This window comes from Vibrio sp. 2092, from assembly GCF_033339635.1.
Lineage (GTDB): Bacteria > Pseudomonadota > Gammaproteobacteria > Enterobacterales > Vibrionaceae > Vibrio > Vibrio alginolyticus.
Window position 1 is genome coordinate 55,414 of record NZ_JAWOUY010000019.1, and the last position, 26,214, is coordinate 81,627.

A 26,214-nucleotide genomic window follows, 5' to 3' on the forward strand; every position below is an offset into this window, starting at 1 on the left:
AAGCAGTTTAAAAATAGTGACTCGAACGAAGCTCGATATGAGGTTGTGATTTAGCGCGGATTCTAGTCGCATATTGGTCATAACGACAACAATATTTCGCCCTGTTTCGGAAAAATATTTCTAATGCCTTTTCGAAACGACATATGCCTTAACGATAAGTAGAGCAGAGATTGGTGAACAATACTCTCAATCAACAAGCACCGAACAGAATCAGGATAATCAATAGTAATGCGTCTAACTAGATACATTACTTTGAGTTATCAGTCCAACCATATAGAGCCATGAAGAACCGTCATGAAAACCTGCATGCGCTACCATTCCTCTTTGAACACTCGCACCAAATCACACTGATGGCTTTGCACTAAAAATGACTGATATCACATTTGGAAACTTTGTTGTTCTATTTATCGCGAAAATACCGCCTAGAATAAGCGTACACGTTAATTAAGCAAGGATACGTAATGTCGACATTGGCTGGGGCGCGCTTAGAAGAAATGGCGGACATCCGCTCAACAAGAAAAAAGAAAATTGTCTTTTTATGCTCCAGTATCGCCGCTGCCTGTTTAACTTATGGTTCCATTGCTCAATCACTTGAGAATAACTGGGGCTTAAGCTTTTTCCATGCTTTGTGTGCCTTGGCATGCTTAGCAATCAGTTATGTAATAAAAGTCCAGCGGCACCATCAATACGCCGACTTATGGCTAAGTGCTGTCTTAATGTTCGAAGGGTTATTGTTACTTCTGTATAACGACGCTCCGTCAGGCAAGGTGCTATGGCTATATCCTATTGTCGCCACTCTGGTATTAATTAATGAGTTTAAGGTCGGTCTGCTGTTCAGTGGCACCTACATTTTACTGATCTTTTTTGGGGTCGCTTTTTTAGATCGACTGCCAACAGCCACAGAAATCATAGAGCGGAGATTGATGCTGACCCTGATAGCGACCGCGTTTGTGTGTCACACGTTCTCGTATTACTACACGAAAGTCCTCAATTACATTCAAACACTGTATCGTGAGGGGATTGAGGAGTTAGCATATTTTGACCAGCTCACTGGGCTTGCCAATCGCTGGAGCTTTGAGACTTGGGCGCGCGCAAAGCTCGATGAAATCAAGCACTCATCTGATGACAGCATCACCGCATTGGTTTTTCTCGATATCGATAACTTCAAGCACATCAACGACACCTACGGGCACGATATTGGTGACCAAGTACTTCAAGCCTTCGCAACTCGATTAAAAAATAACATTCGCAACAAAGACAGAAAAACAGATAAACACGACTACTCCATCGCTCGATTTGCGGGCGACGAGTTTGTAATCATGCTTTACGATGTAAAAAGTAAAGATGACCTAGACAGCATCCTAAAACGGATCGTAAATCTGTTTCCGACAGGTTACCGAAGCTACGATATGATTAACGAGTTAACGATGAGTGTAGGTGCTGCTATCTATAAGCAAGATGCAAAGGATTTGTCTGAATTGACTCGATGTGCAGACAAAGCAATGTACGCAGCTAAACATACTGGTAAAAACCAGTACGCCTTTTATGAGCACTGCAATACGGAAGAACAGTCAACATCTGATGCACCAGCGGTACCAGAAGCTTGCTAATGACTAAGCGAACACATGCATCACCCAAAGCCCCACAACGAGGAATACGATTAACCACACTACTTGCAACGTTCTGTTCGGCTTGTCTTGCTGACGAGTGGGGTGATCTTTAAACGCACGGCCCTTCATTTTGCCCATTAAGCTCTTTCCTAGAGCACGTCGATAAAATTCACGTCTCTTATGAGCGGCGTTGGCAACTTCGGTAAAGCGCTGTCTTTGCTCATTGGTGAGATCTTTATCCTCGTAACGAGGAGGGAGATCAGAATGCTTGCGTTGTACTGCCATCACTTCCTCCCTGGTCGATGGGTACATTTTTATTAAGTATATACCCAAATAACCAAAAAGATGCGTTATAAGTGAAGCACATAGACGAAAAAACCACCCGAAGGTGGTTTTATGACGAGCAACAAATGAACGCTAGAAGTACTCACATAAATACGCAGTCGCTTCTTTCACTTGAAGCTCAAATGAAGAATTACCTTCCACTTCAAAAAACTCACCACTTTGACAAGTCGTCCAATCGCTCTCGCCAACACGCTTGACCACAAGCGCACCTTTTACAACCGTCATACGCTCTGGTGCTTGAGTACCAAACGTGTACTCACCAGGAAGCATCACACCAACGCTAACATCCTGATCTTTCTGGTTAAAGCCTAGTGATTTTACACTACCAGCAAAATAGCTATTTTCCTTAATATTCATTATTGGTTTCCTTATCAAAAGTCCGCTCTTTTTTACCTTGTTTCTTTCCGTTACTCAAGCTTTGAAAGCCATTAAACTCAACGTAATAACGCACATCCTTTGCTACTGAGCGAGAACCTTTTTTCGCGAGGATTAATCAGGCGACCTAAACCGAGCAAGAAAACCTACGAAGTAATGAATGTGAGCAAACAACAAAACCATCAATAAGATGTGTATCTGAATGTAAAAGTGGACATTAGATCATAGTTTCGTCGTCTCAATGGCGGGATTGTTTGTTTTTAAAAAGGAAGGTTTCCACCATGTTAAAAAAGTGGAGAAAATTAGATCTATGACGGACTCAACCCGCCGAAGGCGAAAAGCACGACAAGAACCAAAACTTTCATTTTTGGCTCGCCACCAATCTAAAATCCTCAAGAGTACATTTGTCTGCTTCGGGATGGGTCTGTTGACGTTTTTTGGCTATCAAATCCACCTTTCCTATCAAGACCACATTGATCCGGAAAAGGTGTACGGCGAATGGATTGAGATTGGCGCGCCACCCTACCAAACAGAACGTCTCGTTTTCACTGAAGATGGGGTATACCGAAACCATCGACTTATTACGACGGAATTTGAATTCGATGGCAAGGTCATCACGTTGAATACCGGATTAGGAAAGACAGCGTATCAGATCTCGGGCTCTCATCTTTCACCTCAAATACGCCGTATTGAGCCTCTTATTCCAGATCAGCGATTCATTCGTAAAGGATTTGAGCATACCGTTCAGGGCTCAGAAACCGGTGCAGCCTCTAAACGTCGCGCCGCGTTGAGTGAACACTTCAGCCGTGACTAATACGTCTTCACGGCTATTTTTCCTTTCAATTCTCTTTCTATATCAATGAAACAAAACCTTAATAAACAACAAAATAAGGCCTTCATCGCATTTAACTAACTCGTTACTGAGTAAACAATAATTTTAGTTTCTGCTGAGATTTTATAAATTATTGACTCAGTCTGACACTTTCTGTGTAACAGAGTGCGAGTTTTAGTTAAGTTCTCTCAAGTGCCTCGAAAACCGTCTTAATTTTTTTTGACGAAAAAAAACTCTCTGAAATGCTGAGTGTGATGCTTTTGCACGTGGAGTAAATCCAATCATCTTATCTGGTGCAAGAGCAGCCTATGTTCTAGGTAGAACATGAATCCAAGGATTGAGAGAGAAGTTATGATTCGATTTAACCTATGTGCAGCTGGAGTTGCTTTAGCGCTATCAGGCGCTGCAGTTGCGGCTCCAACCGCACCAAGTATCGATATGTACGGTTCCAACAACCTTCAGTTTTCTAAAATTGAACTCGCGATGGAAACCACGTCAGGCTACTACGACATGGTGAAATACCATGAGCAAGCGAAGATCACTGTTAAATTTAACCAGTGGAGTGGCACACCTGGTGACACTTACAACGTCTATTTTGATGGTGTAAAAGTAGCAAGCGGCCCTATCACTGGTAGCCAAACGATAGCTTCGTTTGAATACGGCCAAGGTGGCTTATACCAAATGGAAATCGAAGCATGTGATGCGACAGGTTGTGCGAAAAGCGCACCAGCTGAAATCACAATTGCAGATACCGATGGTTCTCACCTGAAGCCACTAACGATGAATGTTGATCCAAACAACAAAACCTACAATACCGATCCAAGCGTCGTGATGGGTACGTATTTTGTTGAATGGGGCATCTATGGCCGTGACTACACAGTCGATAATATGCCGGTCGACAACTTGACTCACATCCTTTACGGTTTTATCCCAATTTGTGGCCCAAATGAGTCTGTGAAGTCTGTTGGCGGCAACAGTTTCAACGCGCTACAAACTGCTTGTACAGGTGTGCCTGATTATGAAGTCGTTATCCATGACCCTTGGGCTGCTTATCAGAAGAGCTTCCCACAAGCTGGTCATGAATACAGCACGCCTATCAAGGGTAACTACGCAATGCTAATGGCATTGAAACAACGTAACCCTGATCTAAAAATCATCCCATCGATCGGTGGTTGGACACTGTCTGACCCATTCTTCGATTTCGTGGACAAGAAAAACCGTGACACATTCGTCGCATCAGTTAAGAAGTTCCTGAAAACTTGGAAATTCTACGACGGTGTTGACATCGACTGGGAATTCCCTGGCGGCGGCGGTGCAGCAGCCGATAAGGGCGACCCTGTAAACGATGGCCCAGCATACATCGCACTGATGCGTGAACTGCGCGTAATGCTTGATGAATTAGAAGCTGAGACAGGCCGTACTTACGAGCTAACGTCCGCTATCGGTGTCGGTTACGACAAGATTGAAGACGTAGACTACGCAGATGCAGTTCAGTACATGGATTACATCTTCGCAATGACTTACGACTTCTACGGTGGTTGGAATAACGTTCCTGGTCACCAAACTGCGCTTTACTGTGGTTCATTCATGCGTCCTGGTCAGTGTGACGGTAGTGGCGTTGATGAGAACGGCGAACCGTACAAAGGTCCTGCTTACACAGCAGATAACGGCATCCAACTTCTTCTTGCTCAAGGCGTTCCTGCGAACAAGCTAGTACTTGGTACAGCAATGTACGGTCGTGGCTGGGAAGGCGTAACTCCAGATACACTCACAGATCCAAACGACCCAATGACAGGTACTGCTACAGGTAAACTGAAGGGCAGCACAGCGCAAGGTGTTTGGGAAGATGGCGTAATTGACTACAAAGGCATTAAGTCATTCATGCTAGGTGCAAACAACACTGGTATTAACGGCTTCGAGTACGGCTACGATGCACAAGCAGAAGCACCATGGGTATGGAACCGTACTACGGGCGAGTTGATCACATTTGATGACCACCGTTCAGTGCTAGCAAAAGGTAGCTACGCGAAGTCTCTTGGTCTTGCTGGTCTATTCTCTTGGGAAATTGACGCGGATAACGGTGACATTCTAAACGCGATGCACGAAGGTATGGCTGGTGGTGTGGTTCCTCAACCAAACCGTAAACCAACCGCAGCCGCTGGCGCAGATCAATCGGTAACAGGTCCTGCAAATGTGGTTCTAGATGGCAGCCTGTCAAAAGACTCTGACGGCACCATCGCAAGCTACGCTTGGGAACAAGTATCTGGCACAGCAGTGGTACTAACAGGTGCAAACACAGCGAAAGCAAGCTTTGATGCAGCAGAAGTTACTGTTGAAGAGCAATTAACTTTCAAGCTGACGGTGACTGATAACGAGGGTGCAACGGCATCTGACCTCGTTGTAGTAACAGTGAAACCAGCAGGTGTTGTTGACCCAGTGAACAGCGCACCAGTAGCACAAGTTGTTGCTCCAGCAACAGCAAACGCTGGTGACGTTGTGGTTGTAGATGCATCTGCGTCTAGCGATGCAGACAACGATACCCTGACATTCAACTGGACTCTACCTCAAGGTCTGAATGCAACGGTTGAAGGCTCTAAAGTCACGTTCACTGCTGCGGAATACCCGCAAGACACAAGCTTAAGCTTCACTGTAAGTGTGAGCGACGGTAAAGCGTCTTCATCGGCAAACGCGACAGTGGTTGTTGCACAGCACACAACCGATCCGAACCCTGGTACTTGTGACAACGCATGGGATGCGAGCGCAGTGTACACAGGTGGTAACCAAGTGACTCACGCAGGTAAAACGTGGGAAGCGAAATGGTGGACTCAGGGTGACGATCCTAGCCAATCTGGCGAATGGGGCGTTTGGAAAGAAGTTGGCGTAGCTAACTGTAACTAATTTCAGCCTTGCAGACGTTCTGCTAAATAAACAAAGGACAGCTTCGGCTGTCCTTTTTGGATTTAACCTCTTAACGAGGAGAGCAACACCAGAGACGAAAAAATCTGAGGTGTTACTTTCAAATCGACTTAGCCCAAAACGGAGCGAGTCAATCAGTAAAAGTAAGGGTTACCAAGCACTATCGAGCAAACGGTCAAAACTACTGAAGACTTGCTCACACTTCATCACTCGACCATGCCCCTGACCTTGTGTTGTCACTAACTCAACGTTTTTAATCTCTTCAGCCGCTTTTGCCGAGACACTGTATTTGGTGAACTTATCTTGCTCATCATGAATAATAATGGTGTGAGACGGACGCTCAGACAAACGCTTCATCGGATCAATGGACTGTAACGGATAGCCAAATTGGTCTTCAACTTCTGAAACCACAGCATTAAAAAGCTTCATCGAGTAACCGGAACGCGCAATGCTACCGAATAAGTTCTCTACGTAATTTAATACCGGAGCAATAAGCAGCAAAGGCTTGTTTTCTAATTTGCTGTGTCGGCACTCAAGAGCAGAAGCGGTGCCCATGCTGTGCCCAACTAGGCCAACAACATCCTCGACCGTATCCAACACATCTTCTAATCCTCTGACAAACCCCGGAATGTGCCCATACTGCCCCTCACTCTCACCATGTGCCGGATGATCGTACGCCAAAGCAGTAAACCCTTTCGACGCAATATGTTCCATCAGTGGATAAAACTGACTTGCCGTGCCAGACCAACCATGAGTTAGCACCCAAATAGGTCCAGAGCCCAAAGTATAGGTTTTGATGATGCCTGCATGCCCTTTAATTTCACCTTTGATAAGCCCTTGAGGTTCAATATTTTTAGGTTGCGTACGAGCAGGTGTCAGAAGAAGCTTGCGCGCGGTCTTCTTTGCATGTGACGGGGCCAGTGTATGGTGTAACCAAGTACTAATGTTCACCAAACTGCGCTTAATACTGAAACGTTGCGATGTATTAAAGTAAATTTTTTCACTCATAATCATGTCCTTAACTATCAGCTTTGCAAAAAATAGAACGATCGTGCTTTTTACGCTGATAAGAAAGAGCGAACTCAGCCGCTCTTTGTGATTTTATGTCTACGAATCTGGGAAGCGAATAACCGATATTAGCCTTTCCAGCGAGAAAATAAGTTGTCGATCCCTTGCCAAAACAGACGCAAGCTTTCTTGCTCACCTTTAATTGAGTAAAAAACATGCGCACTCAAATAGAGACCGTACAAATCAAACGTTGCTTGGCGTGTATCTAAGTCTGCTGCAAATTCTTGCTTCTCTTTGCCTTTCGCTATTTGGATCTCCAAATAACTCAGCCAAGTGTCTATGGATTTACGCAGTCCGGCCTGAAGCGGGCAATCTTTATCTGCCGTATCATTCCAAGCGTCAAGAAACATACAACTTCCTTGGAATGCGTGATTCCAAGTCATCCAAGAGTCGAGCAACCCTCGAATTTTACGCTCGATATTGCCATCCCCGAGTTCTCGAGCAGGCTCAATAACCCGATCAGCGAACACTTTATTGGCGTGATCAAGCACCGATAGCTGTAAATTCAACTTCGAATTAAAGTGGGCAAACAGACCACTTTTCGACATACCGCATTGCTTGGCTAACTCTCCAATCGTAAGACTTTCTAATCCGTCTTCGCTGGCGATCTCAAAAGCCCGCTGCAGAATAAACTCTTTTGTCACTTTTCCTTTTTGCATAGTCTTATTTTTAGCACGATCGTTCTTTTTTGCAATCTCGAGTTAACTGGTCTAACCATTATTCAGTGCTATTTTCGACTCACGAATCAGGTATTGATTGCGTTAATAGGTTAATAATTAAGAAGTTTGAAGTAAGTCTTAATTTTCAAAACAGCTTCAATGTAAGCGCAAGTCTGTTGACTTTTTCACGTATTACTTCAGTAACAACCTGCTATTTTCACCTAAGTTTTTTATTTAGGTAAACAATGTAATGGCAAAGAAACAAAAAATAGCCAGCTTAGAGTTTGCACGTATCATTGCGATGCTTGCGATTGTGGGTTTGCATTGCCAGATGGCACTGACGTACTGGCAGTGGGATGGGATACCATGGGTTGGCTATATGCTCAACCAACTGGCTCGTTTTGCTGTTCCGTTGTTCTTTCTCATCTCGGGTTATCTAATCCAGCCGAAGTTGAGTCACTCACCTATTGATACTCTTAAGAACTACGCCAAACCGTTAATGAAGGTTTGGCTCATTTGGAGCATGATCAGTTTACTGATGCCATTCCAATGGCAGACGGTCGCTGAGGCTGGGTATCTCGCCGAAAGGCAAGGTTATTGGGGGTACTTAATGTCAACCCCGATCAATTCACTCATCGAAGGCGGACTCGTTCATCTGTGGTTTATTCCGGCTCTGGTCATTGCCGTAGCGTTAATTGCCTTTCTCGTGCATATCAATATGGCGCAACTGATACTGCCAACCGCAGTATTGCTATACATATACGGGGTCTTTGCTGGCAGTTACGCGACCATTACCGACCTGCCAGCGCCTTTCTTTACTCGTAACGGGCCTTTTTTCAGCACGTTGCTAGTTGCTCTAGGTTATTTCGCACGAGAAGCGCAGTGGCGGTGGTCGAGAAACAATACGGTTCGATGCATTATTCTTGGCATGGCACTGCATTTTGGTGAAGCTTACTGGCTGATGCAACATGACATCGCTTTCAACTCGCACGACTTCCTATTCGGTACCGTTATCTGGACTGTAGGTGTCTTTATGTGGCTTTTGGCTCACCCTCATTTTGGCGACATGCCTTGGGTCTTCAAACTATCTCCTAGCGTGTTAGGAATATATGTTAGCCATCTGCTTATCATAATTGTCATGATGAATGTCGCTGGATTTATCGGGCTGCAACACCTCGCGAAAGATGTGTTTATTTATCCTGCAACGATTGTTGCAACCATACTGCTTGTGAAAGCAATCGACGCTTCACCGTTGAAAAAATGGCTCCTACGCTAAATGCATTCAGCTCTAGATATAGCTAGCTTTAACTCAAAAGGGTTAGAGCTAGCCAGTTAAAAATGAGATTTCTCTCTCACTGACCAATTTTTGACTTTCTAATCCTTCAGAATTTGCTTTCACTCACAAAAAACATTGTTCATTTCCTTTAAATTGGCTCGACTATTACAACATTGCTCATTAAACGGAGGCTGTATGTGGGCAGGTCAAGGACTCGTTCCTTTTTTAGAGATTAGTCACTGGTTAACTTACGGTTTATATGCCGCTGCGGTTTTATTCGGCGCAGCAAGCATTGCGTCACTCAGAAAATAGTGGCGCACACTATCATTTCCTAACTCCTACTGTTAATTCGAGCTCTCTCACAACTAACTCATTCATTTGTGGCTAATATTTCTCCAACCAGACAAAGGAGAAATGTCTATGCCAATCTATCCAATTGTGGCTTTCTGCTGTTTGTTGTTATCTAGCGCCACCTTTGCTGCATCAACCAATGAACTGAACCTTGTTAATTCTGGTGTCGGTTACGCGGCTCTGATTATCTTTTCGATCGCTTACATACTGGTTATGTTGGAAGAGTATCTGAAAATGAGAAAATCCAAGCCAGTGCTGCTCGCTGCAGGGTTAATTTGGATTCTGATTGGCTACACCTTTGCTCAGCACAACCAGCCTGAAATCGCCAAATCCGCACTAGAACATAACTTGTTGGAATATGCCGAGTTGCTGCTGTTTTTGCTCGTGGCGATGACCTACATCAACGCAATGGAAGAACGCAAACTCTTCGATGCCTTACAGGCGTGGATGGTTGGTAAAGGTTTTGGATTCAAAAAGTTGTTCTGGCTGACGGGGTTTCTCGCTTTTGTCATTTCACCGATTGCCGATAACTTAACTACGGCCCTTTTGATGTGCGCTGTAGTGATGAAAGTCTCTGGTGATAATCCTAAGTTCGTCAATCTTGCTTGTATCAACATTGTTATCGCAGCCAATGCTGGCGGTGCATTCAGCCCATTTGGTGATATTACAACCCTGATGGTGTGGCAGGCCGGTCATGTCAGCTTTGCTGAGTTCACTCCGTTGTTTGTACCGTCATTGGTGAACTACTTGGTTCCCGCATTTTTGATGTCACTTTTTGTTCCAAACACAAAACCGAATACGATTCACCAACACGTTGAGCTAAAACGCGGGGCAAGGCGTATTGTCGCGTTGTTCATTTTGACGATTGCCACCGCAGTCTCTTTCCATGCTGTGCTGCACTTCCCACCCGTTATGGGCATGATGATGGGCTTGGCGTACTTACAGTTTTTCGGATATTTTTTGCGCCAAACTCTCAAACACTCACTCGCAAAAAAAGCAGCTATGGCAATTGCCAATGGCGATGATCAGGCATTGAAGCGCTTAGGCTCAGTGGTTCCGTTTGATGTGTTTCATCGTGTGTCTCGAGCCGAATGGGACACCTTGTTGTTCTTCTATGGTGTTGTGATGTGTGTTGGCGGTTTAAGTTTACTTGGCTACCTCGAACTGGTTTCAAACGTCATGTACACGCAATGGAACCCAGTCTGGGCAAACGTAATGGTTGGTGTCCTATCTGCAATCGTCGATAACATTCCGGTTATGTTTGCTGTACTGACTATGGAACCAAACATGTCGATGGGCAACTGGCTACTGGTCACATTAACCGCAGGTGTCGGGGGCAGTTTGCTTTCCATCGGATCCGCGGCAGGCGTCGCTTTAATGGGAGCCGCGCGTGGGCAATACACCTTCTTTGGCCACTTAAAGTGGGCTCCCGTCATCGCCTTGGGTTATGCCGCCAGTATTGCGGTACACTTGTGGATGAATAGCGGTTTATTTACTTAAAAGCACCGACAATCAGGTACTTAACTTGCAACACAACCTAGCGGTCGGATGGATGGTTAACGCCATCCATCACTTCAATCGCTCCCAACTCATATGGGTTGACGCCCTCTAAGCAGCCGACATTATAGCCATACTCACTCGGGTCAGAACGACGCTGATGGTGCGTATAAATACCGCACTCGCCACAGAAAAAGTGCTTCGCAGTGTGTGTATTAAATTGATACTGCTTCAAGACGTCTTCGCCTTGCACAATACGAATACCGTTCAAAGGTACAGATGCGACAATCGCGCCACGACGTCGACACATAGAACAGTCACACCGTCTCGGTTTCTCAATACCATTGGGTAACGCCAGTTCCAACTCAACTTTTCCACAGTGACAACTCAGTCGATGTAATGTGTTGATTTGGGTGTTGCCAACTTTCTTAATCATAACTTTTCCTTGTTGTTTTTCTATCTGTGTACATTATGTTAAACAGGTTAATATCATCATAATCTCGTCCAAAAACTCGACATCCATCACTTTTCGCGACATTTTATTTGCCGATTTGTTAGTTGCTATTTTGGCGACTGTCTATCGCGTCCGTGAGACGTGTTATCTCCGGCGCGTTTTTTAAACCAAGGAAATTAATTTATGGACAAAGATCATAGCCTAAGAGAGAACCTCTTGGCTCTGACGCTCGGCAGTGCGTTAGTGTCACTTGGAGTGATATTTTTTAGCAAAGTAGGATTGCTCACTGGCGGTACGGCTGGCTTGGCGATCTTCCTAACCAAAGTGAGTGACTTCAGTTTTGGTCAGATATTTTTCGCTCTTAACCTCCCTTTTTATATTTTATCTGTGATGCGCATGGGTTGGCGCTTCACTATCAATACCTTTATTGCGGTTTCGATTGTCTCTTTTGCGGTCGATCATCTGCATCATGTGATTGAGATTTCACGAATCGAACCTTTCTATGCGGCACTTTTGGGTGGTGGGCTGATTGGAATCGGTATGTTGGTAATTTTCCGTCACAAAATGAGTTTGGGTGGCTTTAACATTCTAGCGTTGTACCTTCAGGAACGTTTTGGAGTTCGAGCGGGTAAAGTTCAAATGGCGTTAGATTGTGCCATCGTGGTGATGTCACTGTTCATTGTAGATGTGCACCTTATCGCTCTATCTGTTCTAGGTGCCATCGCAACGAACTTGATTTTGGCGATGAACCATAAACCAGGACGATACCAAGCAAAAGCGCAAGCAGCATAATCATCGCTGCATAGTCAACAACCCTAAAGCCCCCAGCCAGTCACTCGGGGCTTTTTTCATTCAACGCTAAGATCACGTCAACGAGCTCGTTTTGCAGTGCTGCTGCATCTCTTCATCCAATTTAGCTTTATATTTCTGACTAAGATGGAAGTGTACTTGCATCAACAAGTCATGTGCGTGGAACAGCTCAAACGCGTCGCTACCATTTTGCTGACAAATAGCCTCACAGCGCTCAGCATGCACTTTGGCTTCTTGCGGTTTATCCGCTTTAAGCAAGCTCATCGCTAAGCGATACTCTGCGCGCTCTTCTTGCATCCAACCCCCTGCCACTTTCCAATAGTCTAGCGCGAGTGTCGCTGCTTCTAACATCTTCGATTTTTCCATGCACGTGCGCTCAGCCAGCGCTTCGTACTGACATGCTAAGTTGTTCGCAGTGATCGCGATAGCGCGCGCTAATGGCCCTTCTGCATCGTTCGGCGTCGTTCCTAACGCTGCCTTCACCAACCATTGACTCGCCAGTTCAAGCTGAACAAGTGCAGAAAGTTCATTCGAAATCAAAGCGTAAACTCGGCGTTGTTCTTGCTCTTCCAATAATTCCATATTGTCAGTGCCATCTACGAAATAGCGCGCAACGGCAATACTGCGTTGAAATGCAAAACTCTCGGCAACCTTGCGTTCATCAAAGTGCTCTAAACAAGTAAGAAACTGTTCTGGGCACTGGAGATGCCCAATAGCGGTATGCAGCATCAATGCGAATATTCGCTCGATTTGGGTAACGTCTTCCACCTCGCTCAGAGCCGTTTCTAGCTGAGCATAAACTTGTTCGGGATTTTCCTCGTGATGCTGCCAACACTCACTCATGAAGGCATCAAAATCCGTTTTGAAAGGCATGTCCTTATTGTCCTTCTTCTATTCGTATAACGATTATGAAACTCTACACTATCGTTACCCCTGTGTAGCACGCTTAATCCCAATACGAGAATCGCCTCACTTAAAGCGGTGTACCTTGCTCCAACGCGAGCAAACGTTGCTTGCGCTCCACTCCACCTGCATACCCAGTCAGTTTTCCGCTTTTGCCAATAACGCGATGACAAGGCACCACGATAGAAATCGGATTCTTCCCGTTTGCTAACCCAACAGCACGCACAGCTTTAGGGTTACCTATCGCATTCGCGAGATCTTGATAGCTCCACGTTTCCCCATATGGAATGGTCGTTAGTGCCTGCCAAACTTGATTTTGAAAATCAGTGCCTGTCGCTGCAAGGGGCAAATCGAATTCGTTGCGCAGACCAGCAAAGTATTCATCCAGTTGGGTGACAGCTTGGCGCAAGACCGGATGCTGCTCGTCTCGCACTCCCAGCTCACTCGGCTTAGTGGTGCATGTTTCAAACCAAATGCCAAGTAAGCCCTCAGCGTTCGATTGGATAGTCACCGTTCCTAGTGGACTCGGCATTTCGGTATAAAATGTTTTCATGATTGATTCCATAAGTGAAACGTCGCGTAGCTTCCCCAAGGGGCCGCAGTGTGCGTATTCAGTGATGGGTAACGCTGCATCGCCTTTTTCACCACTAAGTCTTTATCTAAAAAGCAATCGGGTTGAGATTGCCCTCGCAGTTGAGCATAACTGACGGTCCAAGGTCCAATGCCTTTCAAAGTTAGCCACTGCTGGGGGTCAGCTTCTGAGTTGTCCTGCATAAACTGGGCGAAGCGCACTAGCGTCTCTTTACGGCTTTGCGGCATGCGCAAAAAGCTCACGTCGGCGTTTGCAATATCACTGGGAGTCGGGAAAAAACGTTTTTCTGACTCTCCACTAAGTGTGGCCACCAATAAGTTAAGTTGACCAATCGCCGCTTTAACCGACACCTGCTGGCCTAAAATCGCTCTAACCCCTGCTTCCCATGCATTCCATACACCAGGAATACGAATACCTTTACTCGACACGAGCCCAGGCGCGACATACTCCAAATGCTGCTCAACAGTACAAATATCAGCGTCAAGATCGAACATACGACGAATGTCAGACACCAAGTTTTGCAGCTTCGTTACGTCTTCAATTTCAAACGCCAGTTCTAAGTATCCTTCACCTTTTGTCGCTTTAAACCAGGCTTTGCTGTTATCCAAAAAAACGTTGCGCTGATAACTCTCATCCCTCACCAGCTCAACCCCCTCAACCGCTCGCAAACGATAGAAGTCCAACATGTGCGACCAATTCAACTCACCTCGATAAGGTAAGGCAATTCGATTGCAACCCGCACCATCAAACTCTTTACGGCGTACTTGAGAAGGCGTTAGTTTGAGAAACTTTTGAAAAGCATCGTTGAAGCGGCGCGTACTGTTAAAACCGGACGCAAACCCCACGTCGGTGACCGACATAGAGCTGAAGTGAAGCAACTGTTTGGCAAACATTAGTTGCTGATATTGCGCATACTGCTTGGGTGACATACCTAGATACTGCTCAAATAACATACGTAAGTAACGGTCAGAAATCCCAACACGCTCAGCCAACTCAGACACCGAATGGTGATGCAACTCCCCTCTATCAATTAACGAAATCGCTCGTTGAAAGGTCGTCTCGACACCTTTCCATGCCCAAGATCCAGGAGCGCTATCAGGTCGACAGCGTAAACACGGACGGTACCCTGCTTGAAGGGCTTGCGTCTTATCAGCGAAATACTCAACATTTTCTTCTTTAGGCAAATTTGCCGGGCAAATCGGACGACAAAAGATTCCCGTTGTTTTTACCGCCACATAAAATCGCCCATCAAAACGACTGTCTCGCGCGACTCGCGCCTTGTGACACTGCTCAAAGGTCAGTGAGGTATGGGGGTGAATAAACATAGTGCTTTCCTTGCTCATGCCTTTTGTCATTTATTGTTCATAGGCATCGTTCAATATAGTGTTATTGTAGCTTGCTTAAGCGCCCATAATTAGCCATTTTCGGAACTCAATATTGAGATTTATTGGCATTAGCGCTTTTGTACACTAAAGTTAGATCCAGAACATCACAACAACGTCGGCTAAAGGGAATTGGCATGGACTTACATACTTGCGTAATTGTATTAAGAAACCAAAAGGTTATTACCAGTAAATCCGTAGATCATTCTATTGGAATCATCGAACGAGACTCAGATAACGAGATCTCAGAAATTCAGATTAATGCGACGGATGGACGTAATATTCGAACTTATCACTACAACAATGTAGAGGAGTCATTAGAGAGCTTAATGAACCTCTGACGGTTTTCTTTAACGCACCTTTCTCCCTTGTTAAAAGCGAAAGCAATAGAGCACAGTACATGTGCTCTTTTTTTGTTTAACAGAAAAAATGTTTATCGAAAATAATGACAGACCTTGATTTAAAACAGACAATAATCGGCAAATTAAAACCCAAAAAACATTTCAAGATATTGATTTAAAATAACAAAAACCTCTCATTCGATTTTTTAGAACGAGTTTATCAAAATCCTCCCGTTATTTTTATGTTCGCCTCTACCTAAACTGTTCTCAACAGCACGGGAGCACACGCTTCCCACTCATTGAAAAGAGTCAGAGGACAGAATCATGAAAGCACTATTACAGAAAATTACCACGTCAAACGCAGGTTACAACGCACTATCACTTCGCGTTCCAATCGGCATTATCTTTATGGCGCACGGCGCACAAAAACTGTTTGGCTGGTTTGGTGGCTACGGCCTAGAAGGCACAGGTCAGTGGATGGCATCTATCGGTTTAGGTCCTGGCGTACTCATGGCGTTACTTGCGGGCAGCGCAGAGTTCTTTGGCGGCTTGTTCATTTTACTTGGTCTGCTAACTCGACCAGCAGCGGTTGCTTTGGCGTTCACGATGGTGGTAGCGATATTCTCTGTCCACTTTGAGAATGGCCTGTTCATGGCAAACAACGGTTACGAGTTTGGCTTGGCATTACTGGCAGCGAGCGTTTCTCTGGCGTTCTCTGGCGCAGGTAAAGCAGCGTTAGATAACTTTTTAAACAAAAAGCTCTCTTAAGGAGGCCTTATGATTACGGTAAGACATGCAGCAGACCGAGGTCGAGCAAACTTTGGCTGGCTTGATAGCAAACATACGTTTTCTTTTGGTAGCTACTACGATCCTCAACATATGGGCTTTTCTGAGCTGAGAGTCATTAATGACGATGTAGTCAAGCCTGGCGCGGGTTTTGATACACATGGCCACCGTGATATGGAGATCATCAGCTATGTGTTGGAAGGTGTTATCGCACACAAAGACAGTGAAGGTAACGTCAAAACACTACCTGCAGGTGAATTCCAACTCATGTCGGCAGGGAAAGGGATTTACCACAGTGAGTACAATGCGTCGAACCAAGATACGCTGCGGTTTCTACAGATTTGGATTCAACCGAACACATTTGGAACCAAACCAGGTTATCAGCAAAAAGATTTTGGTCGCAATCCTGGGTTAACGACTATCGCTACTCCAACTGGAGAAAACGGCACGCTACTTATTAAGCAAGATGCGACTTTGCATCAGTTAATTCTTGAGCCAAGTAGCGAACTAAACTTTGAGATTGAGTCGGGCCGAAATCTATTCATCCATCAAGTGACAGGCAGCCTTAGTGTCGACAATACCACTTTGACGGCTGGCGACGGCGCGAAGATTGAACACCAAAGTAAGGTTGTTTTGCGCAATACATCAAACGAAAGCACAACAGCCCTGTTGTTTGACTTACCATAACTATCGATTCATCGAGATAAAAACAAAGCCGCCTTAATTTCTCAAGGCGGCTTTTTCGTTTTTCTGGCTTTGCATTCAACGCTATTCGTCGGAAGTGCCAGAACCAATTTGCTGAAAACTGTAAGCGGTCAGTGGATCGATCTCTTTGACAATTTCTTCCACTTGCTTAATCGCGTCTACAGACGAGCTAGCTTTACGATAGCTCAAATAGATAGGGCGACACCAATCTTCTACTCCAGACACCTTGTGAAGCTGCCCATTAGCGATAAATGGCTCCACGAGAGAGATTGGTAAGTACGCGGCTCCACCCTTCTCTAAAATAAAGTCCAATGCGATACGCGCTGTTGAAGTGCGTAAATATGGAGCTGGAATCTTAGGGTGACGCTCAGAATGCTCTGAGGAGAAACGCGTCCCCCAGTCAACGTACACATATTTGTTTTCGAAAACGGTGTCTAAAGAATCTTTCTCAGTTGATACCAGAACGAGAACAACATCCGCCACTTTTTTACAGTTAAGCTCATCAGCTTTGATCTGATCGAACGCAAATGCCATATCTAACGTGCGCTCTAGCAAGCTACGACTGAGCATCTCACGTCCCATCACTTCTGCCATGAAGCCATAACCACCAAACGAATCTGTGACGACACTTAAACAATTCTGTAAATAAGCGTCCCAAATGTTTGGCGTGCCACCTAACGTTAGTTGCAGCGCTTTGCCATCTTCAAGCGATAATTCTAGCTTCGCTTGTTGCAATGTAGTGACCATTACCTCGGCATAGCTGATTAAGCGCTCACCTGCAGAGGTCAACTTTATGTTATTTCGATCACGAATAAACAATTGCGTATCGAAGTAACTTTCCAATTGTTTGATACGTGCGCTCACAGCGGCTTGGGTAATATAAAGGTTCTCAGCAGCACGTCCGAAGTGACGAACTCTTGCCAGCTCTAAAAATGTTCGAAAGACTTTTACATCCATAAACCATCTCCTGGTTAATATAAAACCAGATTAACAACTAATTAAAATCATGACGACAAAAAAGTTTTGTTTTTCTTTTGTTAGATTTAAGCCTAATTTTCGCCGTAAGTTCACTACATTCATCAATAACGGTTACAGAGGCTGTTGACATGTCTGACACTGAATTCCGTCATGGCAAAAAACGTTTTTACGATAACGTAAAATTCCCACGCGGCTTTGCAAAGTCTGGCGATTTTACTCTTTCAGAAGAGGAAATCCTAACAATTTATGGGGATACAATGCTTGGCTTAGAGTCAGGCGAATTAACACCTGAAAACAGCGAAGAGAAACACTTCATCAAGGTGTTAGAAAACCCGGGCAAAGCAAAAACAAAACTTGAGCGTACGTGGCTAAAGTACACCCAACTTGCTCGTGGTCGCAAGCGCTTCCATACGCTAAATGGTCGTAACAAGCCTGACGCCACAGAAGAATACATTGAAGAGAGTTTGGTTGAAGACGATTAATAACCAATAACCTAGTTCTCGCCTTTTTCTAGCAGTAGGCGAAAGCTCGTTTGACTTTACTGAGCGAGCAAGACAAGCTCATTTCTTCTCCTAAAGCCCAAGGGGGCATTCTCCCAAGGGCTTTTTTAATATTTGGGTGATGACCGTTTACTTGGCGAGCGTCGCAATCTTTTTCAGAAAGCTCTCTTTCAAATGCTCTTGGTCATATTCCAAGTGATAGGTGTTGTGGAAGCCAATTTTTAGCTCAACACCATTCCCTCTCAAGAAAACGTTGTACCCATCGTAGTCAGAAAACGCTTCTACACCTTCATACATTTTACCAAATTCGGTTGGCGTACCGTTGTTCATCACACATTCGTAAGCCTGTAGTACTTTGCTCGGATCTAACTCATTTTTCATACCGAATTCCTCACTGGTTTACACATTTCAATTATGGTTAAAGAATGAGCGCCATGCCATATCTAACCCATAATATTTGAAGTTCGTGTGCGATTTCGCACTCTGTAGGTTGTTAAAAAACAAGGTTAAGTGCGAAGGCAGAACTTAATTTAGATCATAAATTTTATCTATTGATTCGTCAGTTTCATAATGCAATTTCTTTGTAAAAAATCGTCTTATAAAAGCATTTAGATATAAAAATCGTCGACAAAACCAACATTGGTTAAAGAAAAAGCAAAATTTTGACCTAAAACAATAGCAGTTCGCCATTACTTATTTTATAATGCGAATTAATGTTTCAGTACATCGTCAATTCCAATAACTAGGGGCACAAAATGAGACTTATCCCGTTAACTCGAGCAGCACAAGTAGGTAAGTGGGCAGCTGCGCATATCGCTAAGCGTATCAACGACTTTAAACCTACTGCTGAGCGTCCATTCGTTCTGGGTCTACCAACTGGTGGCACTCCTCTAGCAACCTACAAAGCCCTAATCGAGCTTTACCAAGCCGGCGAAGTCAGCTTCAAAAACGTCGTGACTTTTAACATGGATGAGTACATTGGCATCCCTGCGGATCACCCAGAATCTTACCGCTCGTTCATGTACAACAACTTCTTTAATCACATTGATATTCAAGAAGAAAATATCAACCTACTGAACGGTAACACAGACGATCACGACGCAGAATGTAAGCGTTACGAAGACAAAATTAAGTCTTACGGCAAGATCAACCTGTTCATGGGCGGCGTGGGTAACGACGGTCACATCGCGTTCAACGAGCCAGCGTCATCTCTTTCTTCTCGTACTCGCATCAAGACCCTCACTGAAGACACTCGCATTGCGAACTCTCGCTTCTTTGACGGCGATATCAACCAAGTGCCTAAATACGCGCTGACTATCGGTGTTGGTACGCTTCTAGACTCAGAAGAAGTGATGATCTTGGTCACTGGCCATAACAAAGCTCAGGCACTTGAAGCAGCCGTGGAAGGTTGTGTAAACCACCTATGGACAGTTTCTGCTCTTCAACTTCACCCTAAAGCGGTGATCGTATGCGACGAACCAGCTCAACAAGAACTGAAAGTGAAGACAGTGAAGTACTTCTCTGAGCTAGAAGCAGAAAACATCAAAGGCTTTTAACCCATAGGATGGCAGCCTAGAAACACACTAAAAATACAAAACCCGTGTTGAACACGGGTTTTTTCTTATCTGAACAGCGGGCTTAAGTCGTCAATAAGCTTTAATACCAAACTGACGAAGACGCTTAGGAAGCACTTCATCCAACTTGTCTAGTTCACTCGGTTCGACTTCGATAAGATTGAAATGATGCTGCTCATAAACAGTACGAATGGTCTCACGGTCGGCCTGAGCCATCTCCCCATCGTCACTTCCCCAAAATTGCAAATAGACTTTGCCGCCTGGTAAGTAAAAATCGCTAGTGACATCTTGGTCAATCGGCAGCTGACGCTCATAAGCGTGCACTACACCAGCCAAGTACAGCCAGTTGTCAATGAGCAACTCCCCCTTAGAGCGCACGTAATGCCCATCTAATGTTCGGTGCTTGGCTTCAAATTTTTGGCGAAAGCTTGAGTACGATTTATCCGTAGAATGTGACTCCGCGTCTTGCCCTAAAAACTCAATGACAGACTGCTTAAGACGCTTGTTACGCAGCACCACATCGTGCCATACGACAAAGGTATTTTGTGTTTCTTTATCGGTTCTTTGCTGCCCACCAGCGCGCACACCAGCTTCTGTGACACTCCATCCCTCTTCGGATTTGGTCAACCAACCCAGTTCACTCAAAAGCTGATTCATGCGCTTCGCATTCAATTTCAGCTTTTCACCCAGTTGTGTCGCGCTCAATGTTTTCCCTGAGCTGGGAGTCAGCTCAATATGTAAGTTGGTCGGCCAGACGATGAACTGGCCAAATTTAGGGTGATCCACATACTCACCGCCAAACTTTGCCCCTTCTTCGGTCAAAATCCACTTTTCATCTTGGCGAACGATGTAGCCTGCACGTTTGAGATCGGCAAACAGCAGCTTAGCTTCTACCTTGCGCATTTTCGCTAATGCCGACGTCGATATTTTTTCAGACATGTGGGTACCTCATGCTGCTGCAAAATGAACACTATGTCGTCATAGTAACGCATTGATTTCACGGCTTGAAGTCAGGCAAACAAGATTTCGTGTTACAAATGGCAAAGCCAGCGTATAGGTGCTGGCTTTGTTATTTCGGTAAAAAAGCGAATGTTATTTAATAAAAGCGATGCATCCTTGCAAAATCACTAAATTCACAATGTCGATGAAGAATGCACCGACAATTGGAACCACCATAAATGCTTGTGGTGATGGACCATATCGACTCACGATGGAGCCCATATTCATGACCGCAGTCGGTGTAGCACCTAACCCAAAACCGCAGTGTCCGCTAGCGATCACCGCCGCATCGTAGTTGCCTCCCATCATGCGGAATGTTACGTAGTAAGTGAACATCGCCAACACTGCCGACTGAATAGCAAGAATAATAAGGAATGGGATCGCAAGATCGAAAATATTCCACAATTTCAAACTCATCAAGGCCATGGCAAGAAATAGAGATAGTGCAACCGTGCCAAGAATATCAACGGTTTCTAAATCAACCTTGCGCGCCTTCGTCACTTCCATGATGTTAGTGATAACAACACCAATAAACAGCGCATACACAAAATCGGGAATCATTAGCCACTTGATGTCAAAACTGCTTACCCAACTCTCCAGATACTTCGCGCCTGTCACGCAAAGTAAAATGATGGACAAGCTTTCAACGACTCTTTTCGCTGTGACACGATCTTCCTCATGTTCGTTGTACGTCACCAGTTCAGGGAAACTCTGATGACTTTGATTGGTGCGTCCGTATTCCGATTCCAAGTTGTGTTTGTTTAGTAGTTTTTGTGCAACAGGGCTGCCAATAATCCCGCCCATCACCAAGCCAAATGTAGCAGAAGCCATTGCCACCTCTAGAACATTATGCAGACCATACATTTCTTGAAAAGTTTGCGACCACGCAGCTCCAGTTCCATGCCCGCCAGAAAGCGTAATGGATCCGGCGATCAACCCCATGAGTGGATCTAACCCCAGCGCTGTTGCTAAGGACACGCCGACCGCATTTTGGATAAGAATGTAGATCGATGCCACAACTAGGAAGATGAAAACCTTCGCACCGCCTTTAATCAGTTGGGTGTAATTTGCCGCTAAGCCAACGGTTGCAAAAAACATCAGCATAAAGACGTTTTGCAGTGGTAAATCAAAGGAAACATCCACACCGTTTAAGTGCATCGTCGTGATGACGCAAGCGACCACTAGACCACCAACAATTGGCTCTGGAATATTAAATTTTTTTAAGGTTGGTAACTTGGTATTGATGAACTGCCCTAAAAACAACACGCAAATTGCGACGAGGAACGACTCCTGTGGGCCGATAGATATTACCTGATTCATGAGACCTCTTTACTCTACTCTTTCTCATTCATTGAGCACGCGCTCAACGTGAGATAGGTGCCTAAGCCAGTCAGATTGCCTCTCGAAACTTTTGTTTTCTAGGCCTCTTTGACCATCAATTCTCATCAAGTAAGAAATAGGCAGACCTAAAATTATGCTAATTATCATTCAGTGAGAATATTCATTTAGAACAGGTGATAAGTGTATTAATGGGAAGAGAAAAACAACACTTCTCAACTTATGAGAAGCAATTAATTTCCATATAAAACAAAACCTCAAAACAACGACCACATAGGTGGATATTTAGAGCGAATGAGACAGGCGGATACACTAGGTTTTAAATTATTACTTTCTCTCTAATGCACTAGGTGTTATACATATATATAACACCATCTCAACCAAGAGATTCACTCATGACTAATTGGCATGATCGCCAACCGATATTTCGACAGTTGGCAGACCAGATCACGCAGCAAATACTGCAAGGTGTCTGGCAAGAAGGCGATGCTCTGCCCTCCGTCCGTAGCATCTCTGCAGATATGAAAATTAACCACCTCACCGTTATGAAAGGCTATCAATTGCTTGTTGATGACGGGCTAGTGGAGAAAAAACGCGGTCAAGGTATGTTTGTCGCTTCAGGAGCAAAGCTCAAATTACTCGCAGACGAGAAGGCACGTTTTCTTCAGCAACAAATTCCGCAGATAGCCGACACAATACAGCGTCTGGATATGTCACTCGACGAATTCATTCAACAACTAAAACCACACTTGAAAGGTGACCAATGAGCGCATTAGTCAGTGTAAACAACGTCTCCAAGCAATATCAGCAACAAGGAGAAGCACTGCATGAAGTGAGTTTCGACCTACATGCAGGACAAGTACTTGGCTTACTCGGCCATAATGGCGCAGGTAAATCAACGCTTATTAATGCCCTACTCGGTGCACATGAATATCAGGGCACTATTCGTATCAACGGATTTGAACCTATTATGCAACGCGACAAGATAATGCAGAGCTTATCCTACATCTCGGATGTCAACGTTCTGCCAGATTGGATGACCGTTGCTCAACTGCTTAACTATACCGAGGGCGTGCATCCAGGGTTCAATCGCGCCCAAGCAGATACGCTACTTCGTCAAACGGACATCAAACCTCGTGCGCGCATCAAATCTTTATCCAAAGGGATGAAGGTGCAATTACACCTCGCGATTGTGATCGCGACCAACACCCAAATCCTCATATTGGATGAACCGACACTCGGGTTAGATCTCGTGTATCGCGAGACGTTTTATCGTCACTTATTGGAATGGTTTCACGACGGCGAGCGCGTGTTGATCATCGCCAGTCATGAAGTATCAGAGATTGAGCACTTGCTGACAGATGTTCTGATTCTTAAGCATGGTCGCCCCGTTCTGCAAACCTCGATGGACAGTATCAGTGAAGACTATTTCATTCTTGAAGCCAACGACGAGCACCGCACACAAATTGAAGCGATGAACCCACTCTCGTCACAAAAAGGCCTCGGTTCAACGAAATGGTTACTCAAAGCCCAGTATGCCCAACAAGCAGAAACAATGGGTTCCATCCATGGGGTGAAGTTAGCGGATCTATTTTTAGCATTGCAGAAGGAGGCAGCGTAATGCGTTCAGTTGTCGCGATGTTGCAAAAAGAGTGGTTAGAAAACCCTCTTGTTTTACGTATTCCACTGTTTGTGTTGGCGTGTGGAGTTATTCTCTTTGTGAGTTTAATGAGTAACGATACTCTACAACACAATATGTTTTTCCAAATGAGCTTTGGTGGCGATGTCAGTGACATTCACAAAGAGCTTGGTGATGACGTCAATATGTTGATTTCCGGAGGAGCAGGGCTGCTGTCTATCTTGTTAGCCGTTCAGTACTTCCCAAGAACGCTACGCAAAGAACGGGCGGAAGGCAGCATTATGTTTTGGCGCAGTATGCCTGTCAGTGACATAAAAACCCATTTAGTGAAGCTAGGATTTGGCTTATTGGTGATTCCGCTTGTCTGCTCGGTGCTCGTACTCGCTGCAAATTTAATGTTGTGGTTGCTGAACATCTCTACTGATCACCAATTGGCTTTATTGTACCGCCAAGCCTCGTTAGGTTACGTGCTGCTGCATTGGGGAGAGTTTTTAATCAGAATGTTGTTCACCGGTATTCTGCTGTTACCGCTGGCATTAACTGCGATGGCTATTTCACAAAAAGTGAACTCACCACTGGTCATTTTGTTTATCGCCATTTATGCGCTGCGTTGGATGCCTATCGCACTTTTTGGTTTCTACGGGCTAGATCAGTTTTTCTCCGAAGTGCTTTACCTTCCGCTGCACGCCATTATTACACCAAACCCATTCAATGCCATTCCTCAAGCGGGTTGGTTAAACGTTGGCATTTACGCCTTCATTGGTATTCTTGGTTGGACAGCTAGCCTCAAGTTCAGCCGAACTATCCAATAATGCTTCGTTCAATAAACGACCAAACCAAGTCATAAAAAAACGGTCACAACCAGTGTTGTGACCGTTTTATTTCGCCTCTAGGAGCTCATCCACTTAACTTTAACCAAGGAATGAAATGTAGCCTTGCAAGATAATTAAGTTGACGATGTCGATAAAGAAAGCGCCCACAATTGGCACCACCATAAATGCTTGTGGCGACGGGCCAAATCGGTTAACGATCGAACCCATGTTCATTACGGCTGTTGGGGTTGCCCCCAAGCCAAAACCGCAGTGCCCCCCTGCAATAACAGCAGCATCGTAGTTGCTTCCCATCACTTTGAACGTAACATAGTACGTAAAGATTGCTAAGACGACAGACTGCACAGCTAAAATAACCAAGAATGGAATCGCTAGATCGAAGATATTCCATAACTTCAAGCTCATCAGAGCCATCGCTAAGAACAGAGATAGCGATACCGTACCTAACATATCTACCGTTTCGGCATCTAACTTACGAATCTTGGTCACTTCCAAGAAATTCGTAATGATCACACCAATGAATAGCGCATATACGAAGTCTGGAATCATCAGCCATGAGATTTCATACGTGCTTACCCATTGCTCGACATACTTGGCCCCAGTAACACAGATCAGTAGGAAGAAGAGTTTCTCCACCACTTTTTTCGCCGTTACTTTATCTTCTTCGTATTCATTGTAAGTCACCAACTCCGGGAATTTCTCGTGAGTTTTGGCATCTCGACCACCACGACCATACTCAGACTCTATGCTGTTCTTTTCGACTAGGCGCTGCGCTACAGGGCTACCAATGATACCGCCGATGATCAAACCAAAAGTCGCTGATGCCATTGCAATTTCTAAGACGTTATCCAATCCATACACGTCTTGAAAGGTTTGTGACCACGCAGCACCTGTACCATGACCACCAGACAGAGTAATCGAGCCAGCAATTAACCCCATCAAAGGATCTAAACCGAGCGCCGCCGCAAGTGAAACGCCAACGCCGTTTTGTATGATGATGTAAAACGATGCGACAGCTAAGAAGATAAAAACCTTCGCACCTCCTTTCATCAACTGAGTGTAATTTGCGGCCAAACCAACTGTCGCAAAAAACATTAACATAAACGTATTTTGTAATGGCAAGTCGAACTCTAAATCGATGCCGTTGAAATGAAGAGCAGTAATCATGCAGGCTACAATAAGACCACCTACAATCGGCTCAGGTATGTTGAATTTCTTTAAAATCGGTAGCTTAGCATTAATAAAATGCCCCAGGAAAAGCACACTAATTGCGACCAAGAAGGACTCCAGTGCACCTACAGATATTAAATGATTCATATCGCCTCTTATTATTGTTCTCTTCATTCTCCGTAATGAATGAGTGTTAGTTTAACCTTCGTTCAATAGCAAATTTTCTCGCTTTATTGTTTCGAAAATACTCAAAAAGTTGGTGTAGATGCGCCTTAGGCTAGTTT

27 protein-coding genes are annotated in these 26,214 nt (G+C 44.7%); 14 read left to right on the plus strand and 13 right to left on the minus strand.

Translation table 11 applies throughout. The annotated features are described in order from the left end of the window. Window positions 1–461 precede the first annotated feature (461 nt). The gene (locus tag R7P80_RS23910) at window positions 462–1,610 is read left to right on the plus strand and encodes a GGDEF domain-containing protein (RefSeq protein ID WP_017821033.1); all 1,149 of its coding nucleotides are present in this window, start codon (window positions 462–464) and stop codon (window positions 1,608–1,610) included. A gap of 3 nt (window positions 1,611–1,613) precedes the next feature. On the opposite strand, the gene R7P80_RS23915 is transcribed toward R7P80_RS23910, so the two are convergent. Together R7P80_RS23915 and R7P80_RS23920 are read right to left on the minus strand one after the other, a co-directional pair. Next, window positions 1,614–1,895 (minus strand): hypothetical protein, encoded by a 282-nt coding sequence (locus tag R7P80_RS23915; RefSeq protein ID WP_005374405.1) that lies wholly within the window; start codon window positions 1,893–1,895, stop codon window positions 1,614–1,616. A gap of 132 nt (window positions 1,896–2,027) precedes the next feature. Next, a complete protein-coding gene (locus tag R7P80_RS23920; RefSeq protein ID WP_065275586.1) occupies window positions 2,028–2,312 on the minus strand; it encodes a pyrimidine/purine nucleoside phosphorylase in 285 nt (94 codons plus the stop codon). Window positions 2,313–2,640: 328 nt separating this feature from the next. Between R7P80_RS23920 and R7P80_RS23925 the strand changes: the two genes are divergently transcribed. After that, window positions 2,641–3,144 (plus strand): DUF2850 domain-containing protein, encoded by a 504-nt coding sequence (locus R7P80_RS23925; RefSeq protein WP_005374408.1) that lies wholly within the window; start codon window positions 2,641–2,643, stop codon window positions 3,142–3,144. A 369-nt stretch (window positions 3,145–3,513) separates the two neighbouring features. Then, the gene (locus R7P80_RS23930; RefSeq protein ID WP_225491998.1) at window positions 3,514–6,060 is read left to right on the plus strand and encodes a glycosyl hydrolase family 18 protein; all 2,547 of its coding nucleotides are present in this window, start codon (window positions 3,514–3,516) and stop codon (window positions 6,058–6,060) included. 168 nt (window positions 6,061–6,228) lie between these two features. On the opposite strand, the gene R7P80_RS23935 is transcribed toward R7P80_RS23930, so the two are convergent. Then, window positions 6,229–7,086 (minus strand): alpha/beta fold hydrolase, encoded by an 858-nt coding sequence (locus R7P80_RS23935; protein WP_225491999.1) that lies wholly within the window; start codon window positions 7,084–7,086, stop codon window positions 6,229–6,231. 128 nt (window positions 7,087–7,214) lie between these two features. After that, a complete protein-coding gene (locus tag R7P80_RS23940) occupies window positions 7,215–7,805 on the minus strand; it encodes a TetR/AcrR family transcriptional regulator (protein ID WP_005374416.1) in 591 nt (196 codons plus the stop codon). Window positions 7,806–8,055: 250 nt separating this feature from the next. Here R7P80_RS23940 and R7P80_RS23945 point away from each other — a divergent pair, with 250 nt between their 5' ends. Together R7P80_RS23945 and nhaD are read left to right on the plus strand one after the other, a co-directional pair. Continuing rightward, the gene (locus tag R7P80_RS23945) at window positions 8,056–9,081 is read left to right on the plus strand and encodes an acyltransferase (protein WP_213971373.1); all 1,026 of its coding nucleotides are present in this window, start codon (window positions 8,056–8,058) and stop codon (window positions 9,079–9,081) included. A gap of 420 nt (window positions 9,082–9,501) precedes the next feature. After that, on the plus strand, window positions 9,502–10,932 hold the full coding sequence (gene nhaD, locus R7P80_RS23950) for a sodium:proton antiporter NhaD (protein WP_065275582.1): 1,431 nt from the start codon (window positions 9,502–9,504) through the stop codon (window positions 10,930–10,932). Window positions 10,933–10,969: 37 nt separating this feature from the next. On the opposite strand, the gene R7P80_RS23955 is transcribed toward nhaD, so the two are convergent. Further along, window positions 10,970–11,365 (minus strand): GFA family protein, encoded by a 396-nt coding sequence (locus R7P80_RS23955; protein ID WP_017821038.1) that lies wholly within the window; start codon window positions 11,363–11,365, stop codon window positions 10,970–10,972. A 201-nt stretch (window positions 11,366–11,566) separates the two neighbouring features. Between R7P80_RS23955 and R7P80_RS23960 the strand changes: the two genes are divergently transcribed. Further along, the gene (locus R7P80_RS23960; RefSeq protein ID WP_005374427.1) at window positions 11,567–12,175 is read left to right on the plus strand and encodes a YitT family protein; all 609 of its coding nucleotides are present in this window, start codon (window positions 11,567–11,569) and stop codon (window positions 12,173–12,175) included. A gap of 72 nt (window positions 12,176–12,247) precedes the next feature. Here the strand turns inward: R7P80_RS23960 and R7P80_RS23965 are convergent, their stop codons facing one another. The 3 genes from R7P80_RS23965 to R7P80_RS23975 all read right to left on the minus strand — a co-directional run bounded on the left by R7P80_RS23965 (window position 12,248) and on the right by R7P80_RS23975 (window position 15,013). Next, a complete protein-coding gene (locus R7P80_RS23965; RefSeq protein ID WP_053350106.1) occupies window positions 12,248–13,066 on the minus strand; it encodes a hypothetical protein in 819 nt (272 codons plus the stop codon). Window positions 13,067–13,166: 100 nt separating this feature from the next. Beyond that, window positions 13,167–13,649: a methylated-DNA--[protein]-cysteine S-methyltransferase gene (locus R7P80_RS23970; RefSeq protein WP_005374431.1), complete on the minus strand. Its 483-nt coding sequence runs from the start codon at window positions 13,647–13,649 to the stop codon at window positions 13,167–13,169. Next, window positions 13,646–15,013: an AlkA N-terminal domain-containing protein gene (locus R7P80_RS23975; RefSeq protein WP_225492000.1), complete on the minus strand. Its 1,368-nt coding sequence runs from the start codon at window positions 15,011–15,013 to the stop codon at window positions 13,646–13,648. The genes R7P80_RS23970 and R7P80_RS23975 overlap by 4 nt, the downstream gene beginning before the upstream one ends. 194 nt (window positions 15,014–15,207) lie before the next feature. Between R7P80_RS23975 and R7P80_RS23980 the strand changes: the two genes are divergently transcribed. From R7P80_RS23980 to R7P80_RS23990, 3 genes are all read left to right on the plus strand, one after another. Next, window positions 15,208–15,411, plus strand: a complete 204-nt coding sequence (locus tag R7P80_RS23980; protein WP_017633816.1) for a hypothetical protein — start codon at window positions 15,208–15,210, stop codon at window positions 15,409–15,411. A gap of 324 nt (window positions 15,412–15,735) precedes the next feature. Then, window positions 15,736–16,179 carry a DoxX family protein gene (locus tag R7P80_RS23985; RefSeq protein WP_225492001.1) on the plus strand — a complete coding sequence of 148 codons (444 nt, stop codon included), beginning with the start codon at window positions 15,736–15,738 and terminating at the stop codon, window positions 16,177–16,179. Window positions 16,180–16,188: 9 nt separating this feature from the next. Continuing rightward, window positions 16,189–16,884, plus strand: coding sequence for a pirin family protein (locus tag R7P80_RS23990; RefSeq protein ID WP_005383228.1), 696 nt, complete (start codon window positions 16,189–16,191; stop codon window positions 16,882–16,884). Between the two features lie 81 nt (window positions 16,885–16,965). Here R7P80_RS23990 and R7P80_RS23995 read toward each other — a convergent pair whose 3' ends face one another. Further along, window positions 16,966–17,859 carry a LysR family transcriptional regulator gene (locus R7P80_RS23995; protein ID WP_005374436.1) on the minus strand — a complete coding sequence of 298 codons (894 nt, stop codon included), beginning with the start codon at window positions 17,857–17,859 and terminating at the stop codon, window positions 16,966–16,968. Window positions 17,860–18,008: 149 nt separating this feature from the next. Between R7P80_RS23995 and R7P80_RS24000 the strand changes: the two genes are divergently transcribed. After that, window positions 18,009–18,362: a DUF413 domain-containing protein gene (locus R7P80_RS24000; protein ID WP_005374439.1), complete on the plus strand. Its 354-nt coding sequence runs from the start codon at window positions 18,009–18,011 to the stop codon at window positions 18,360–18,362. A gap of 147 nt (window positions 18,363–18,509) precedes the next feature. Here R7P80_RS24000 and R7P80_RS24005 read toward each other — a convergent pair whose 3' ends face one another. Continuing rightward, entirely contained in the window at window positions 18,510–18,761 is a 252-nt protein-coding gene (locus R7P80_RS24005) for a DUF3081 domain-containing protein (protein ID WP_005374440.1), read from the minus strand. Between the two features lie 374 nt (window positions 18,762–19,135). Here R7P80_RS24005 and nagB point away from each other — a divergent pair, with 374 nt between their 5' ends. Continuing rightward, window positions 19,136–19,936, plus strand: coding sequence for a glucosamine-6-phosphate deaminase (gene nagB / locus R7P80_RS24010; RefSeq protein WP_005374441.1), 801 nt, complete (start codon window positions 19,136–19,138; stop codon window positions 19,934–19,936). Window positions 19,937–20,026: 90 nt separating this feature from the next. Here nagB and R7P80_RS24015 read toward each other — a convergent pair whose 3' ends face one another. Together R7P80_RS24015 and gltS (R7P80_RS24020) are read right to left on the minus strand one after the other, a co-directional pair. Continuing rightward, window positions 20,027–20,893 (minus strand): hypothetical protein, encoded by an 867-nt coding sequence (locus tag R7P80_RS24015; RefSeq protein ID WP_005374442.1) that lies wholly within the window; start codon window positions 20,891–20,893, stop codon window positions 20,027–20,029. Window positions 20,894–21,046: 153 nt separating this feature from the next. After that, window positions 21,047–22,273 carry a sodium/glutamate symporter gene (gene gltS / locus R7P80_RS24020; RefSeq protein WP_193837823.1) on the minus strand — a complete coding sequence of 409 codons (1,227 nt, stop codon included), beginning with the start codon at window positions 22,271–22,273 and terminating at the stop codon, window positions 21,047–21,049. 413 nt (window positions 22,274–22,686) lie between these two features. On the opposite strand from gltS (R7P80_RS24020), the gene R7P80_RS24025 reads away from it, so the two are divergent. From R7P80_RS24025 to R7P80_RS24035, 3 genes are read left to right on the plus strand one after another with little or no spacing between them, the layout of a single operon-like run. Beyond that, on the plus strand, window positions 22,687–23,058 hold the full coding sequence (locus R7P80_RS24025) for a GntR family transcriptional regulator (RefSeq protein ID WP_005374444.1): 372 nt from the start codon (window positions 22,687–22,689) through the stop codon (window positions 23,056–23,058). Beyond that, window positions 23,055–23,912, plus strand: coding sequence for an ABC transporter ATP-binding protein (locus R7P80_RS24030; protein ID WP_005383221.1), 858 nt, complete (start codon window positions 23,055–23,057; stop codon window positions 23,910–23,912). The genes R7P80_RS24025 and R7P80_RS24030 overlap by 4 nt, the downstream gene beginning before the upstream one ends. Next, on the plus strand, window positions 23,912–24,742 hold the full coding sequence (locus R7P80_RS24035) for a hypothetical protein (RefSeq protein ID WP_171342396.1): 831 nt from the start codon (window positions 23,912–23,914) through the stop codon (window positions 24,740–24,742). Before R7P80_RS24030 ends, R7P80_RS24035 begins: the two co-directional genes overlap by 1 nt. 99 nt (window positions 24,743–24,841) lie before the next feature. Here the strand turns inward: R7P80_RS24035 and gltS (R7P80_RS24040) are convergent, their stop codons facing one another. Then, the gene (gene gltS / locus R7P80_RS24040) at window positions 24,842–26,077 is read right to left on the minus strand and encodes a sodium/glutamate symporter (RefSeq protein ID WP_005374448.1); all 1,236 of its coding nucleotides are present in this window, start codon (window positions 26,075–26,077) and stop codon (window positions 24,842–24,844) included. Window positions 26,078–26,214: the final 137 nt, after the last annotated feature.

Excerpts from the sequence above, each read along its gene's own strand:
- R7P80_RS23910 (WP_017821033.1), top strand. The coding sequence starts at position 462 with ATGTCGACATTGGCTGGGGCGCGCTTAGAAGAAATGGCGGACATCCGC.
- R7P80_RS23915 (WP_005374405.1), bottom strand. The coding sequence starts at position 1,895 with ATGGCAGTACAACGCAAGCATTCTGATCTCCCTCCTCGTTACGAGGAT.
- R7P80_RS23920 (WP_065275586.1), bottom strand. The coding sequence starts at position 2,312 with ATGAATATTAAGGAAAATAGCTATTTTGCTGGTAGTGTAAAATCACTA.
- R7P80_RS23925 (WP_005374408.1), top strand. The coding sequence starts at position 2,641 with ATGACGGACTCAACCCGCCGAAGGCGAAAAGCACGACAAGAACCAAAA.
- R7P80_RS23930 (WP_225491998.1), top strand. The coding sequence starts at position 3,514 with ATGATTCGATTTAACCTATGTGCAGCTGGAGTTGCTTTAGCGCTATCA.
- R7P80_RS23935 (WP_225491999.1), bottom strand. The coding sequence starts at position 7,086 with ATGAGTGAAAAAATTTACTTTAATACATCGCAACGTTTCAGTATTAAG.
- R7P80_RS23940 (WP_005374416.1), bottom strand. The coding sequence starts at position 7,805 with ATGCAAAAAGGAAAAGTGACAAAAGAGTTTATTCTGCAGCGGGCTTTT.
- R7P80_RS23945 (WP_213971373.1), top strand. The coding sequence starts at position 8,056 with ATGGCAAAGAAACAAAAAATAGCCAGCTTAGAGTTTGCACGTATCATT.
- nhaD (WP_065275582.1), top strand. The coding sequence starts at position 9,502 with ATGCCAATCTATCCAATTGTGGCTTTCTGCTGTTTGTTGTTATCTAGC.
- R7P80_RS23955 (WP_017821038.1), bottom strand. The coding sequence starts at position 11,365 with ATGATTAAGAAAGTTGGCAACACCCAAATCAACACATTACATCGACTG.
- R7P80_RS23960 (WP_005374427.1), top strand. The coding sequence starts at position 11,567 with ATGGACAAAGATCATAGCCTAAGAGAGAACCTCTTGGCTCTGACGCTC.
- R7P80_RS23965 (WP_053350106.1), bottom strand. The coding sequence starts at position 13,066 with ATGCCTTTCAAAACGGATTTTGATGCCTTCATGAGTGAGTGTTGGCAG.
- R7P80_RS23970 (WP_005374431.1), bottom strand. The coding sequence starts at position 13,649 with ATGAAAACATTTTATACCGAAATGCCGAGTCCACTAGGAACGGTGACT.
- R7P80_RS23975 (WP_225492000.1), bottom strand. The coding sequence starts at position 15,013 with ATGTTTATTCACCCCCATACCTCACTGACCTTTGAGCAGTGTCACAAG.
- R7P80_RS23980 (WP_017633816.1), top strand. The coding sequence starts at position 15,208 with ATGGACTTACATACTTGCGTAATTGTATTAAGAAACCAAAAGGTTATT.
- R7P80_RS23985 (WP_225492001.1), top strand. The coding sequence starts at position 15,736 with ATGAAAGCACTATTACAGAAAATTACCACGTCAAACGCAGGTTACAAC.
- R7P80_RS23990 (WP_005383228.1), top strand. The coding sequence starts at position 16,189 with ATGATTACGGTAAGACATGCAGCAGACCGAGGTCGAGCAAACTTTGGC.
- R7P80_RS23995 (WP_005374436.1), bottom strand. The coding sequence starts at position 17,859 with ATGGATGTAAAAGTCTTTCGAACATTTTTAGAGCTGGCAAGAGTTCGT.
- R7P80_RS24000 (WP_005374439.1), top strand. The coding sequence starts at position 18,009 with ATGTCTGACACTGAATTCCGTCATGGCAAAAAACGTTTTTACGATAAC.
- R7P80_RS24005 (WP_005374440.1), bottom strand. The coding sequence starts at position 18,761 with ATGAAAAATGAGTTAGATCCGAGCAAAGTACTACAGGCTTACGAATGT.
- nagB (WP_005374441.1), top strand. The coding sequence starts at position 19,136 with ATGAGACTTATCCCGTTAACTCGAGCAGCACAAGTAGGTAAGTGGGCA.
- R7P80_RS24015 (WP_005374442.1), bottom strand. The coding sequence starts at position 20,893 with ATGTCTGAAAAAATATCGACGTCGGCATTAGCGAAAATGCGCAAGGTA.
- gltS (WP_193837823.1), bottom strand. The coding sequence starts at position 22,273 with ATGAATCAGGTAATATCTATCGGCCCACAGGAGTCGTTCCTCGTCGCA.
- R7P80_RS24025 (WP_005374444.1), top strand. The coding sequence starts at position 22,687 with ATGACTAATTGGCATGATCGCCAACCGATATTTCGACAGTTGGCAGAC.
- R7P80_RS24030 (WP_005383221.1), top strand. The coding sequence starts at position 23,055 with ATGAGCGCATTAGTCAGTGTAAACAACGTCTCCAAGCAATATCAGCAA.
- R7P80_RS24035 (WP_171342396.1), top strand. The coding sequence starts at position 23,912 with ATGCGTTCAGTTGTCGCGATGTTGCAAAAAGAGTGGTTAGAAAACCCT.
- gltS (WP_005374448.1), bottom strand. The coding sequence starts at position 26,077 with ATGAATCATTTAATATCTGTAGGTGCACTGGAGTCCTTCTTGGTCGCA.